We start from the raw sequence: 13,669 nt of genomic DNA on the forward strand, positions 1-13,669 counted from the left end.
CGCCGGACGGAAGCCGAGCCTCCCGGCTGTCTGACGGTGGGTCCTGGCAGGGTGGGCCGCATGTCCACACCCGCCCCCGCCCCGAAGCAGCGCCACCGCGGCCGCACCACGGCGATCGTCCTGGTCAGCGTCCTGGTGGTGCTCGCCGTGCTCGTGGTGGTCGCCGAGTTCGTCCTCCGCGGCGTCGTCGACCGGCAGGTCGCGCAGCAGGTCGAGCAGTCGCTGCCCGACGGCACCACGGGTTCGGTCGACGCCCACGCGGACGGCGTCATCATCCCGCAGCTCATCGCCGGCTCCCTCGACGACGTCGACATCCACTCGAAGCGGATCACCGTGGACGGCATCCCGCTGGCGGCCGACGTGACGGTGCACGACGTCCCGATCGACGGCGCCGGTGCGGTGCACGACGTCGACGGCACCGTCACGCTGGCGTCGTCGAGCGTGAAGGACCTGGCGAAGTACAGCCCCTTGTTCGAACGGATGTCGCTGGTGGACGGCGGCGTGGAGCTCTCCGGCAAGACCGCCGTGCTCGGCTACCAGATCTCCTACCTGGCACGTGGGTCGGTCGTCGCGCAGGGCGACGGCCGCGGCATCACGATCACCCCGAAGACCGTCCGCATCACCAACTCGGCGCTCGACCTGGACGTCGGCGCCATCCCCGGCGTCACGAACACGCCTGTGCCGGTGTGCACGGCGCGCTTCCTGCCCCAGGACCTCCGCGTGCGGTCGTTCGACGTCACGAAGCAGCAGGCCACGGTGCGGATCGTCGCGGACGAGCTCCCGCTGAGCGAGCGCGGCCTGCAGACCACCGGCCGCTGCTGACGCGGGTTCTGCACAGGTCGCGTCACACGAGCCGGGAGGCCCGGTGCGGCTCGGTAGGATCGGTCGCGTGAGCGAGAACCCCCTTGCCCCGCCGCGGCTGCGGTACCCGTCCGACGCCTCTGCGCTGACGGCCCGCATCTGGCCGGCCTCCGCCACCCGCACCGACGACGGCTCGCTGGCCGTCGGCGGCGTGACCGCCGCCGACCTGGTCGAGCAGTTCGGCACGCCGCTCTACGTGGTCGACGAGCGCGACGTGCAGTCGCGTGCCGTCCGCGTGCGCAACGCCTTCACCGAGGCCTTCGCGCGCATCGGCACCCGGGCACACGTCTACTACGCCGCCAAGGCCTTCTTCACGACCCAGGTCGCCGCCTGGATGGCCGAGGCCGACCTGCGACTCGACGTCTGCACCGGCGGTGAGCTCGCGGTGGCGCTGGCCGGCGGTGCGGACCCCGCGCTGATGGGGTTCCACGGCAACGACAAGTCCGACGCCGAGATCGCCCGCGCAGTCCAGGTGGGCCTCGGCACGATCGTCCTCGACTCGCACGAGGAGATCGGTCGGGTCGCCCGTGCGGCCGCCGACGCCGGCACCGTGCAGCGTGTGCGCATCCGGATCAACAGCGGTGTGCACGCCTCGACGCACGAGTACCTGGCGACGGCTCGTGAAGACCAGAAGTTCGGGATCCCGCTGAACGAGGCCGTCCGGGCAGCCGAGGCGGTCCGTGCGGAGCCCTCGCTCGCGTTCGTCGGCCTGCACTCGCACATCGGCTCGCAGATCTTCGACGAGTCCGGCTTCCGCGAAGCAGCCCGGCGACTCATGGACGTGCACGCCACCCTCGTCGCGAGCGGCCCGGTCCCCGAGCTGAACCTCGGCGGCGGCTGGGGCATCGACTACACCGAGAACGACTCCGCCTTCGAACCAGAGGACATCGCCGACGCCCTCGCCGCCATCGTCGCCGAGGCCTGCGCGGAGCGGGACATCCCCGTCCCCGAGATCGCCGTGGAACCCGGGCGCTACATCGTCGGCCCGCCCGGCATCACGCTGTACCGCGTCGGCACGGTCAAGCCGGTCTCCCTCGAGCTCGACGGCGACGGCGACCTGCTCGGCGGTGGTGGCACCGCGACCCGCACGTACGTCTCCGTCGACGGCGGGATGAGCGACAACATCCGCCCGGCGCTGTACGGCGCCGACTACACGGCACGACTGACCCGCACGTCGGACGAACCCGCCGTGCTCACGCGCGTCGTCGGCAAGCACTGCGAGAGCGGCGACGTCGTGGTGCAGGACGAGTACCTGCCCGGCGACGTCCAGCGTGGGGACCTGCTCGCCGTCGCGGCCACCGGCGCCTACTGCTGGAGCCTCGCGAGCAACTACAACCACGTCGGACGCCCGCCGGTCGTGGCGGTCGCCGACGGCACTGCCCGTATCCTCGTCCGGGGCGAGACGGTCGACGACCTGCTCGCTCGCGACACCGGGGTGTCGCCCGTGGCCGCAGCCGGTGCCGCGCGGTGAACCCCCGAGATCCCGGAGACACGCACCACATGATCGAATACCGCAACGTCCGCGTCGCGCTGCTGGGGGCCGGCTCGGTCGGGTCCCAGGTCGCCAGGCTCCTGCTCGAGCACGGCGACGAACTCGCCTCGCGCGCCGGCGCCGGCCTCGAGCTCGTCGGGATCGCCGTCCGTGACCTCGACGCCCAGCGGGACGTCGACCTGCCGCGCGAGCTCTTCACGACGGACGCCGAGTCGCTCATCCTCGGTGCGGACATCGTGGTCGAGCTCATCGGTGGCATCGAGCCCGCCCGCACCCTCGTGCTCCAGGCCCTGCTGTCCGGCGCCGACGTCGTCACCGGCAACAAGGCCCTCCTCGCCACGCACGGTCCCGAGCTCTTCGCCGCGGCGGAGCAGGTCGGCGCACAGCTCTACTACGAGGCCGCCGTGGCCGGGGCGATTCCGATCATCCGTCCGCTGCACGACTCCCTCGCCGGCGACCGCATCGTCCGGATCATGGGCATCGTCAACGGCACCACGAACTTCATCCTCGACCTGATGGACCGAGAGGGCGCCACGTTCGAGGACGCCCTGGCCACGGCCACCGAGCTCGGGTACGCCGAGGCCGACCCGACCGCCGACATCGAGGGCTACGACGCCGCCCAGAAGGCCGCGATCCTGGCCTCGCTCGCGTTCCACACCTCGGTCCCGCTCGTCGCCGTGCACCGCGAGGGCATCACCTCCGTCACCATCGAGCAGGTCCGCGCCGCGCGCAAGGCCGGCTACGTCGTGAAGATCCTCGCCACGTGCGAGCGCCTGACGGACGAGCACGGCGTCGAGGGCGTCAGCGCCAGGGTCTACCCGGCGCTCGTGCCGGACACCCACCCGCTCGCCAGCGTGCACGGAGCGAAGAACGCCGTGTTCGTCGAGGCCGAGGCCGCCGGCGACCTGATGTTCTACGGCGCCGGGGCCGGTGGCGTCGAGACCGCGTCCGCCGTGCTCGGCGACCTCGTCTCCGCAGCCCGTCGACACGTCATCGGTGGCCCCGGCGTCGCGGAGTCGACCCAGTCCGCCCTGCCGGTGTTCCCGATCGGGGCCGTCCGGACGAGCTACCAGATCACCCTGCACGTGACGGACGCCCCCGGCGTGCTGTCGACCGTGGCCGGGGTCCTCGCGGCGCACGGCGTCAGCGTCGAGACCGTCGAGCAGTCGAGCGCCCACGGCGACGGCGGCACGGCGACGCTCGTCATCGGCACCCACGAAGCCCGGGAGTCCGACCTCGCCGACACCGTCGTCGCCCTCCGCGGTGAGGACGTCGTGGCCGAGGTCGCGAGCGTCCTCCGCGTCGTCGGCGCCTGACCTCCAGCCCCACGACCTGCCGACGCAGCCCCGCGTCGGCGCCGGGACAGCCGGTCCTCCGGTCCACCACCCCACCCGCCCCGAAGCACCAGACAGAGAGAGAACCCTGATGGCCCACCAGTGGCAGGGAGTCCTGCGCGAGTACGCCGACCGACTCGACGTGACCGAGGCGACACCCATCGTCACGCTGGGTGAGGGCGGCACGCCGCTCATCCCGGCACGTCGCCTCTCCGAGCGCACCGGCGCGGACGTCTACGTCAAGTTCGAGGGCATGAACCCGACCGGGTCGTTCAAGGACCGCGGCATGACGATGGCGATCTCCAAGGCCGTCGAGCACGGGGCGAAGGCGGTCATCTGTGCGTCGACGGGCAACACGAGCGCCTCGGCCGCCGCGTACGCCACGCACGCCGGCATCACCGCCGCCGTGCTCGTGCCCGAGGGCAAGATCGCGATGGGCAAGCTCAGCCAGGCCGTCGCGCACGACGCCCAGCTGCTGCAGGTCCAGGGCAACTTCGACGACTGCCTCGACATCGCGCGTGACCTCGCCGCGAACTACCCGGTGCACCTGGTCAACTCGGTCAACAACGACCGCATCGAGGGCCAGAAGACCGCCGCGTTCGAGGTCGTCGACGTCCTCGGTGACGCGCCGGACTTCCACTTCCTGCCCGTCGGCAACGCGGGCAACTACACCGCGTACTCCCGCGGGTACCGCGAGGACGTCGCCGCCGGCCGCTCCACCAAGCTCCCGCGCATGTTCGGGTTCCAGGCCGCCGGTGCCGCCCCGATCGTCGGCGGCGCCGTCGTCCCGCACCCGGAGACCATCGCGTCCGCCATCCGCATCGGCAACCCGGCGTCGTGGAAGTACGCGCTCGAGGCGCGCGAGGAGACGGACGGCTACTTCGGCGCGATCAGCGACGCGGGCATCCTCGCTGCGCACCGCATCCTCTCCGCCGAGGTCGGCGTGTTCGTCGAGCCCGCGTCCGCCATCGGTGTCGCCGGGCTCCTCGAGCGCGCCGACGCCGGCGAGATCGCCAAGGGCGCCACGGTCGTCATCACGGTGACCGGCCACGGCCTCAAGGACCCGCAGTGGGCACTCAAGACCGAGGACGGCGGCGACGTGACGCCGACGAGCGTCCCGGTCGACACCCGCGCGATCGCCGAGGTCCTCGGACTGGCCGGCGCCCGGTGACCCCCGACCGCTCGTCCGGGCCGGGGGAGGGCACCACTGCCCGCATCGCTGTACCGGCCGGACGGGCGGTCCGCGTGCGCGTCCCGGCGACGTCCGCCAACCTCGGACCGGGCTTCGACTCGCTCGGTCTCGCGCTCTCCCTCTACGACGAGGTCGACGTCCGCGTCCGCCGCGAGCCCGGCGCGATCGTCACGGTCGAGGGCGTCGGCGCTGGCGAGGTCCCGACCGACGACACCAACCTGGTCGTGCGCGCTGTCCGCCGTGGCCTCGAGCACGCCGGCGTCGAGCAGCCCGGGCTCGAGCTCCGCGCGGTGAACGCCATCCCGCACGGTCGGGGCATGGGCTCCTCGGCCGCGGCGATCGTCGCCGGGCTGATGGCGGCGCGCGGCCTGCTCGAGGGCATCGTCGACCTCGACGCCTCGACGCTGCTCACCCTCGCCACCGAGATGGAGGGGCACCCCGACAACGTCGCGCCCGCGCTCTTCGGCGGACTCACCATCGCGTGGATGACGGCCGACGGCCCCGCGTACAAGCGGCTGCTCGTGCACCGCGGTGTCGCACCGGTGGTCTTCGTGCCGACGTCGACGCTGTCCACGAAGCTCGCGCGGTCCCTGCAGCCCGAGAGCGTCCCGCACGCCGACGCCGCGTTCAACGTGTCCCGCTCGGCGCTCCTCGTCGCGGCGCTCATCCAGAGCCCCGAGCTGCTCCTCGCCGCCACCGAGGACCGGCTGCACCAGACGTACCGGGCCAGCGCGATGCCCGAGACGGACGCCCTGATCCGCCTGCTGCGGCAGCACGGGCTCGCGGCCGTGGTGTCCGGTGCCGGGCCCAGCCTGCTCGTGCTCGGGTCGGACCCGGCCCAGCGGCTGACGGCGGCCGCGCTGCTCGAACGACACGCCGAATCGACCTGGCGGCCCCTCATGCTGGCCGTCGATCTCGGTGGTGCTACAGTGAACGCGCACCCGGTTGACCACGTCGGACGCTCCTAGCGCGGCACAACAGCCAGCACGAGCTCCCGGTCCGCAGGTGTGATCTCCCTCAGATCACCGCTTCCCGGTCCGTCGTCTGAACGGCGGCCGTCGCACACTCGTGCCAGCGCACACCAGCGCCAGCGCATCGCGTGGGAAGTCGGTGGAAACTCTCCGCGCTCTGCGGTTCGGAAGGAAACGACAACTTGACCAACGTGAACAACTCCGCCTCCTCGGTGGAGATCCCCAGCGACCTGCGCGCCCTGCGCCTCCCCGAGCTGCAGCGCATCGCCTCCTCCCTCGGCATCACGGGGCTCTCGAAGCTCCGCAAGGGCGACCTCATCGCCTCGATCGAGGACAAGCGCCCCGAGGGCCAGCCCGAGGCGCCCGCTGCCCCGGCCGCCGCGTCGACCACGACCGGCGCCGACGCCGCAGTGGTCTCCTCCGAGCTCGAGCCGGAGACGCCCACCCACCACGACGCCGGCTCCGAGGTGACCGACAGCGTGGACGTCGCACCGACGCTGCAGGCCGCACCCTCCCGTGCCCGTCGTTCCCGTCGCGCCACCTCCGGCGGCACCGTGACCACCGCGCCGACGACGGCGGCGGAGCACGCGAACCACGGCCAGACCGGCACCGAGGACCTCCTCGCCGGACTCGACCAGGTGCGCGCCGAGAAGGACGCCGAGGAAGCCGCCCAGACGAACGGCCAGCAGGGCGGCGGGCAGCAGTCCGGCGGCCAGCAGTCCGGCGGACAGCGCCGTCGCCGCGGACAGAAGGCCGAGCAGCCGCAGGACGCCGAGCAGCCCCAGTCGGCCGCGCAGCCCCAGAGCGCCGAGCAGCCCCGCAGTGCCGAGCAGCCCCGCAGTGCCGAGCGACCGCAGAGTGCCGACACCGACGAGCAGGGCGCCGACGCTGCGCAGGGCCAGGACGACGACCAGAACGGTGACGCCGAGGGCGGTTCGCGCCGCGGGCGTCGCAGCCGTGGTCGCGGTCGTGGTCGCGGGCAGAACGGTGACCAGCAGAACGGCGACCAGCAGGACGCCGACCAGCAGGGACGGCAGCAGAACGGTCGTCAGAACGGCCAGCAGGCCCGGGGCAACGACAAGCAGGCCGACGACAAGCAGGTCGACGACAAGCAGGCCGAGCCGAAGCAGGCCGACGCCCGCCAGGATCAGCAGAAGCAGGGCCAGAACGGCCAGCAGAAGCAGAACCAGCAGCCGGCGCAGCAGAAGCAGAACGGCCAGCAGGCCCAGAACGGCCAGAGCCAGGCACAGCAGCAGCGTGACGACCAGCAGCGTCGTGACGAGGAGGCCGAGAACGGCCGCAGCCGTCGTCAGCGTGACCGCAAGCGCGGCCGCGGCGGCCAGAACGACGAGTTCGAGCCGGAGATCACCGAGGACGACGTCCTGATCCCGGTCGCGGGCATCCTCGACGTCCTCGACAACTACGCCTTCGTGCGCACGACCGGGTACCTCCCGGGCCCGAGCGACGTGTACGTCTCCCTCGGCCAGGTGAAGAAGTACCACCTGCGCAAGGGCGACGCCGTCGTCGGTGCGATCAAGCAGCCGCGCGACAACGAGCAGCAGAGCCGCCAGAAGTACAACGCCCTGGTCAAGATCGACACGATCAACGGCCAGACCGCCGACGAGGCCGCGAGCCGCGTCGACTTCCAGGACCTCACCCCGCTGTACCCGACCGAGCGCCTGCGGCTCGAGACCGAGCCGGCGAAGCTGTCGACGCGGATCATCGACCTGGTGTCCCCGATCGGCAAGGGCCAGCGCGGTCTGATCGTCTCGCCGCCCAAGGCCGGCAAGACCGTCGTCCTGCAGGCCATCGCGAACGCGGTCTCGAAGAACAACCCCGAGGCGCACCTCATGGTCGTCCTGGTGGACGAGCGGCCCGAAGAGGTCACCGACATGCAGCGCACGGTGAAGGGCGAGGTCATCGCCTCGACCTTCGACCGTCCCGCCGAGGACCACACCACGGTCGCCGAGCTCGCGATCGAGCGTGCGAAGCGCCTCGTCGAGCTGGGCCACGACGTCGTCGTGCTGCTCGACTCGATCACCCGCCTCGGCCGCGCGTACAACCAGGTGACCCCGCCGTCCGGCCGCGTGCTGTCCGGCGGCGTCGACTCCGCCGCGCTCTACCCGGCCAAGCGCTTCTTCGGCGCCGCCCGCAACATCGAGAACGGCGGCTCGCTGACCATCCTCGCCACGGCGCTCGTCGAGACCGGGTCGAAGATGGACGAGGTGATCTTCGAGGAGTTCAAGGGCACCGGCAACATGGAGCTCCGCCTGAACCGCCACCTGGCGGACAAGCGGATCTTCCCGGCCGTGGACGTCAACGCGTCCGGCACCCGTCGCGAGGAGCAGCTGCTCTCCGCCGACGAGGTCACGATCACGTGGCGACTGCGCCGGGCCCTCGCCGGGCTCGACCCGCAGCAGGCCCTCGAGATCGTGCTGCGGAACCTCAAGGAGACGCAGTCGAACGTCGAGTTCCTGGTCCAGGTCCAGAAGTCCGTCCCGGCGACCGGGAACGGTCACCTCGGTCACCAGGAGTAACCGGTGTTCGAGTCGGTGGCCGGGCTGCTGGCGGAACACGAGGACCTGACACAGCAGCTGTCGGACCCCGCGCTCCACGCCGACGCTGCCCGTGCGAAGAAGGTCAACCGGCGGTTCGCCGAGCTGAACCGGATCAAGTCCGCGTACGAGGCCTGGACGGCGGCGGGGGACGACCTCGCCGCCGCCCGGGAGCTCGCCCGCGAGGACGAGGCCTTCGCAGAGGAGGTCCCGGGGCTCGAGGAGCAGCTCGCGGAGCGCCAGGAGCGGCTCCGTCGTCTCCTCATCCCGCGCGACCCGGACGACGGTCGTGACGTCATCATGGAGATCAAGGGCGGCGAGGGCGGCGAGGAGTCGGCGCTGTTCGCCGCCGACCTCCTCCGCATGTACTCCCACTACGCGGAGTCCAAGGGCTGGAAGACGGAGCTCCTCGAGCGCACCGAGAGCGACCTCGGCGGCTACAAGGACGTCCAGGTCGCGATCAAGTCGAACTCGTCGGACCCCGCCCAGGGCGTCTGGGCGCACCTCAAGTACGAGGGCGGCGTGCACCGCGTCCAGCGTGTGCCGGCGACCGAGTCCCAGGGGCGCATCCACACCTCGACGACCGGCGTGCTGGTCTTCCCCGAGGTCGACGAGCCCGAAGAGGTCGAGATCAACCAGAACGACCTGAAGATCGACGTGTACCGGTCCTCCGGTCCCGGCGGTCAGTCCGTGAACACGACCGACTCCGCGGTCCGCATCACCCACCTGCCCACGGGCATCACGGTGGCGATGCAGAACGAGAAGTCGCAGCTGCAGAACAGAGAGGCGGGCATGCGCGTCCTGCGTGCCCGCATCCTCGCGAAGCAGCAGGAGGAGATCGACGCGCTCGCATCGGACGCCCGTCGATCGCAGATCCGCGGGATGGACCGGTCGGAGCGCATCCGCACGTACAACTTCCCGGAGAACCGGATCGCGGACCACCGCACCGGGTACAAGGCGTACGACCTCGACCGCGTCATGAACGGCGCGCTCGAGCCGGTCATCGAGTCCGCCATCCGCGCGGACGAAGAGGCCCAGTTGGCCGCCGTGGGCGACCAGGGCGCCTGACAGGAGGCTCCGATCACCTCCGACACGCCCGTCACGTACGCGGCGGACCGCCTCCTCGACGAGGCGACCGCCGCGTTCGTCGCGCACGGCGTCCCGACCCCGCGGGTGGACGCGGAGCTCCTGCTCGCCTGGGCGACGGACACCTCGCGCGGGGCTGTGCAGGCCCGCGCCATGACCGGCGGGACGATCGCGGGGGAGCACGTCGCGCGCTTCCGGCAGGCCGTCGCCCGACGCGCCACCCGGCTGCCGCTGCAGCACATCACCGGCGAGGCGCACTTCCGGGCGCTGACCCTGGCCGTCGGACCCGGCGTGTTCGTGCCGCGGCCGGAGACCGAGGGCGTCGTGCAGTTCGGCATCGACGCACTCCGAGCCACCGCCGTGCCCGAGCCGATCGCGGTCGACCTCGGGACCGGCAGCGGGGCCATCGCGATCGCCATGGACACCGAGGTGCCGAACGCCGTCGTGTACGCGGTGGAGCGGTCAGCCGAGGCGCTGCCCTGGACCCGGCGGAACGTGGCGACCTACGGCGACACGGTGCGGCTCGTCGAGGGCGACCTCGCCGACGCGTTCCCGGAGCTCGACGGCACGGTCTCGGTCGTGGTGTCCAACCCGCCCTACGTGCCGGACGACGCCGTCCCCGTCGACCCCGAGGTCCGCGACCACGACCCGGAGCTCGCCCTGTACGGCGGTCCCGACGGCCTCGACGCGGTCCGCGCCCTCGCCGAGACGGCGTGGCGGCTGCTCGTCCCCGGCGGCCTGCTCGTGGTCGAGCACGCCGAACCGCAGGGCGCAGCCGTGCGCGAGGTCCTGGCACGCCGGGGGTTCCGGTCCCCGGAGACGCACCAGGACCTCACCGGACGCGACCGCACGACCACCGCGACGCGCTAGGCGGGGCCGAGCCGGGCCTCCAGGCCGAGTCTCGGTCCACCGGACAGTCCGTGCGCTCCGTCAACCGCGTCGTGTCCGCGGGGCCGAGTCTCGGTGACGGGTCAGACGACGCTGGCGCCCGTGCGCGACGCGACGAACGCGCGGACGGCGTCCCGCAGGTCGGTGTCGTGCTCGACGAGCACGGCGTGGATGCCGACGCTCCTGGCGCCCGCGACGTTCTCGGGCATGTCGTCGGCGAAGAAGGTGTCCTCCGGGCGCGCACCGTGGTGGTCCAGGGCGTTGCGGAAGACCTCGGGTTCGGGCTTGCGGGCGCCGAAGTTGCTCGAGGTGTCCAGGTGCTCACCGAAGAGCGGCGGCAGGGACGGCGCCCACTCGTGGATCCACCGACCGGCGAGCGGACCGTTGTTCGTCAAGAGCGCGACACGCCCGTGCTCGCTGGCGATGCGGACGGCCTCGATGCGCTCCGGCAGCTCGGTCATCGCCGAACCGCGGACACGTGCCCACTCGGACTCCGGGACCTCGCAGCCCATGGCGTCCTGGAACGCGGTCAGGTAGGCGTCCCCGTCGGGGAAGTGGCCCGCTTCTGCGCGCTGCTCGTGGCCGGACACCCACCAGCGGCGCCGGAGCTCCACCAGGTCGTGGCCGGTGAGCTCGGTGAGGCCCGCCATGCGGGTCTGCCAGTCGTAGCGGACCAGGACGTCGTCCATGTCGAAGAGGAACAGGAGGCGGGGCGCTGGGGTCTCGTTCACGATGCCGCCTATTCTGTCGCACTATCATCGTGCGAGTCATGGCATCCCGATACGACTGCACCGACCCCGACGGGCTCCTGACCGGGATGCGGCTCGCACGTGCCGCACTCGGACGGGGCGAACTCGTCGTGTTCCCCACCGACACCGTCTACGGCATCGCCGCGGACGCCTTCGACGCGACCGCCGTGCAGCGGCTGCTCGACGCCAAGGGCCGCACGCGCCAGTCGCCGCCGCCCGTGCTCATCCCCGGGCCGGCGACGCTCGACGCGCTCGCACGCGAGGTCCCGCAGCAGGTCCGCGACCTGGTGGACGCGTTCTGGCCGGGCGGCCTCACCGTGATCCTCGGCGCGCAGCCGTCCCTCGACTGGGACCTCGGCGAGACCCGGGGGACCGTGGCGCTGCGGATGCCGGACTCGCGCATCGCACTCGAACTCCTGCAGGAGGTGGGCCCGCTCGCGGTCTCCTCCGCGAACTCCACCGGGGACCCGGCCGCGATGGACGTCGACGCGGCCGAGGCCATGCTCGGGGACAGCGTCGCGGTGTACCTCGACGGCGGTCCGCTCGCGGTGCACGACGGCTTCGCGGCGTCCACCGGGTCGACGATCGTCGACGCGACGGGGCTGGCCACCGGCGACGGCCTGCGCATCGTGCGGCACGGTGTCATCTCGGACGCCGAGATCGAACGGGTCGTCGGGGACGACCTCAGGACGTGAAGTACTACCTGCTCGCGGGGGCGATCTCCGCCGTCGTGAGCTTCGTCGTCAGCTTCCTGCTCTGGAAGCTCGGCGTGAAGTACAAGTGGTACCCCCAGGTCCGCGAACGCGACGTCCACCGCACGCCGGTGCCACGGCTGGGCGGCATCGCGATGTTCCTCGGGGTCGTCGTCTCGCTGCTCTGCGCGTGGTTCGTGTTCCCCGAGATCCAGGGCATCGACTTCTTCCGACTCGTCTTCGCGGAACCGCAGCGCGTGCTCGCCGTGCTGGCGGGGGCCACCATCATCGTCGTGCTCGGTGTCGCGGACGACATCTGGGACCTCGACTGGATGACGAAGCTCGCGGGGCAGATCATCGCCGCGGGGATCCTGGCGTGGCAGGGCGTGGCGATCGTGTCGCTGCCGATCGGCAACACGCTCGGTGTCGGGTCGTCGTACATGAGCCTGATCTTCACCGTGCTGGCCGTCGTGCTGGTGATGAACGCGGTGAACTTCATCGACGGGCTGGACGGCCTGGTCGCCGGTGTCGCGATCATCGCCGGCGGGGTGTTCTTCCTCTACACGTTCTTCATCAACCGCGTGGTCGTGCAGACCGAGTTCTTCTTCAACCTGCCGTCACTGCTCACCGCCGTGCTGGTGGGGGCCTGCTGCGGGTTCCTCGTCCTGAACTGGCACCCCGCGAAGCTCTTCATGGGGGATGCCGGCGCGCTGCTCGTCGGGTTCCTGATGGCCACGAGCGCGGTGTCCATCACGGGCAACATCGACCCGGCCGCCGTCCGCACGCGCACCGACCTGCTGCCGGCGTTCATCCCGATCCTGCTGCCGTTCGCGATCCTCATCGTGCCGATGCTCGACTTCGGCCTCGCGGTGTCCCGACGGCTCAGCGCGGGCAAGTCCCCGTTCTCCGCCGACCGCAAGCACCTGCACCACCGCCTGCTCGACATGGGCCACTCGCACTTCCACGCCGTGCTGATCTTCTACGCGTGGACGGCCACCGTCGCTGTCGGCTGTCTGCTGTTCCTGTTCGTCGACTGGTGGTGGGTCGTCGTCTTCGTGTCGGTCGGGTTCACCATCTGCGCCATCGCGACGTTCGCGCCGCTCGGACGGAAACGCACGGAGATCGCCGCGCAGACCGCCGCAGGAGCCGCACGGGTCGCCGGCACCGTCGTCGACCCCAGCCTCGACCCGCTGGACCGTGCCGCCGCCGTCCGCGACCGACCGACCCCTTCCCCCTCTGGAGACCCCTCGTGACCACGCCGAACGGCCTCGACCACATCACCCCGCTCTTCCGGCGGATCCTCGTGCAGGGAGCGCTGCTGGCCGGCGCCCTGGCCGTCGTCGGGGGACTGGTCGGGTTCCTCCTCGCCGGGGGACCGGGACTCGCCGGTGGGCTCATCGGCGCCGTGATGAGCGTCGTGTTCTGCGGGCTCACGGCCGTCAGCGTCCTGCTGGCGATCCGCTTCTCCGGCGGCCAGATGATCTCCGGCGCGTTCTTCGGCACGATCATGGGGATGTTCCTCGTGAAGTTCGTGCTCTTCATCGTCGTGCTCGTCCTGCTCAAGGACCGCGACTGGGTCGACACGCCCGTGCTCGCCGTGGCCATCATCGTCGGCGTGATCGGCTCCCTGGTGATCGACGTCACCGTCATCGCCAAGGGCCGTGTGCCGATCGACGTGCCGCTGCCGGGGGACGGGTCGTCCTCGTTCGCCTCCGCGGAGCCTGGGAGCGCGGAGCCGCGCGCCTGAGAGCCCGGGAAGGCTCGCGCACCTGATAGGGTTTGACGAGTCCGCGTCCGGAGCACTGCTCGGGCGGGACGAGCCTCCACACAGTCCACCATCGCGTGCCAT

At 71.6% G+C, this 13,669-nt stretch carries 12 protein-coding genes; 11 read left to right on the forward strand and 1 reads right to left on the reverse strand.

What is annotated here, in order from left to right:
• Nucleotides 1-60 precede the first annotated feature (60 nt).
• From ITJ54_RS00890 to prmC, 8 genes are all read left to right on the forward strand, one after another.
• Nucleotides 61-822 (forward strand): LmeA family phospholipid-binding protein, encoded by a 762-nt coding sequence (locus tag ITJ54_RS00890; protein ID WP_194625481.1) that lies wholly within the window; start codon nucleotides 61-63, stop codon nucleotides 820-822.
• A gap of 67 nt (nucleotides 823-889) precedes the next feature.
• Complete coding sequence (lysA, locus tag ITJ54_RS00895) at nucleotides 890-2,332, forward strand: diaminopimelate decarboxylase (RefSeq protein ID WP_194625482.1); 1,443 nt, start codon at nucleotides 890-892, stop codon at nucleotides 2,330-2,332.
• Nucleotides 2,333-2,361: 29 nt separating this feature from the next.
• Nucleotides 2,362-3,669, forward strand: coding sequence for a homoserine dehydrogenase (locus tag ITJ54_RS00900; RefSeq protein ID WP_194625483.1), 1,308 nt, complete (start codon nucleotides 2,362-2,364; stop codon nucleotides 3,667-3,669).
• 109 nt (nucleotides 3,670-3,778) lie between these two features.
• Nucleotides 3,779-4,858: a threonine synthase gene (gene thrC, locus ITJ54_RS00905; protein WP_071274905.1), complete on the forward strand. Its 1,080-nt coding sequence runs from the start codon at nucleotides 3,779-3,781 to the stop codon at nucleotides 4,856-4,858.
• A 44-nt stretch (nucleotides 4,859-4,902) separates the two neighbouring features.
• Nucleotides 4,903-5,847 carry a homoserine kinase gene (thrB, locus tag ITJ54_RS00910; protein WP_194626170.1) on the forward strand — a complete coding sequence of 315 codons (945 nt, stop codon included), beginning with the start codon at nucleotides 4,903-4,905 and terminating at the stop codon, nucleotides 5,845-5,847.
• A gap of 185 nt (nucleotides 5,848-6,032) precedes the next feature.
• The gene (gene rho, locus ITJ54_RS00915) at nucleotides 6,033-8,387 is read left to right on the forward strand and encodes a transcription termination factor Rho (RefSeq protein WP_194625484.1); all 2,355 of its coding nucleotides are present in this window, start codon (nucleotides 6,033-6,035) and stop codon (nucleotides 8,385-8,387) included.
• A 3-nt stretch (nucleotides 8,388-8,390) separates the two neighbouring features.
• Nucleotides 8,391-9,473 (forward strand): peptide chain release factor 1, encoded by a 1,083-nt coding sequence (gene prfA / locus ITJ54_RS00920; RefSeq protein ID WP_194625485.1) that lies wholly within the window; start codon nucleotides 8,391-8,393, stop codon nucleotides 9,471-9,473.
• A 12-nt stretch (nucleotides 9,474-9,485) separates the two neighbouring features.
• Complete coding sequence (gene prmC, locus ITJ54_RS00925; RefSeq protein ID WP_194626171.1) at nucleotides 9,486-10,361, forward strand: peptide chain release factor N(5)-glutamine methyltransferase; 876 nt, start codon at nucleotides 9,486-9,488, stop codon at nucleotides 10,359-10,361.
• A gap of 101 nt (nucleotides 10,362-10,462) precedes the next feature.
• Here prmC and ITJ54_RS00930 read toward each other — a convergent pair whose 3' ends face one another.
• Nucleotides 10,463-11,110, reverse strand: coding sequence for an HAD family phosphatase (locus tag ITJ54_RS00930; protein WP_323741547.1), 648 nt, complete (start codon nucleotides 11,108-11,110; stop codon nucleotides 10,463-10,465).
• Between the two features lie 38 nt (nucleotides 11,111-11,148).
• On the opposite strand from ITJ54_RS00930, the gene ITJ54_RS00935 reads away from it, so the two are divergent.
• From ITJ54_RS00935 to ITJ54_RS00945, 3 genes are read left to right on the forward strand one after another with little or no spacing between them, the layout of a single operon-like run.
• Entirely contained in the window at nucleotides 11,149-11,823 is a 675-nt protein-coding gene (locus tag ITJ54_RS00935) for an L-threonylcarbamoyladenylate synthase (RefSeq protein WP_194625486.1), read from the forward strand.
• On the forward strand, nucleotides 11,820-13,073 hold the full coding sequence (locus tag ITJ54_RS00940; protein ID WP_194625487.1) for an MraY family glycosyltransferase: 1,254 nt from the start codon (nucleotides 11,820-11,822) through the stop codon (nucleotides 13,071-13,073). The genes ITJ54_RS00935 and ITJ54_RS00940 overlap by 4 nt, the downstream gene beginning before the upstream one ends.
• Nucleotides 13,070-13,567 carry a hypothetical protein gene (locus tag ITJ54_RS00945; protein WP_194625488.1) on the forward strand — a complete coding sequence of 166 codons (498 nt, stop codon included), beginning with the start codon at nucleotides 13,070-13,072 and terminating at the stop codon, nucleotides 13,565-13,567. The genes ITJ54_RS00940 and ITJ54_RS00945 overlap by 4 nt, the downstream gene beginning before the upstream one ends.
• Nucleotides 13,568-13,669 lie beyond the last annotated feature (102 nt).

This window comes from Curtobacterium sp. VKM Ac-2865, assembly GCF_015350905.1.
In the GTDB taxonomy this organism is placed as follows: Bacteria; Actinomycetota; Actinomycetes; order Actinomycetales; family Microbacteriaceae; genus Curtobacterium.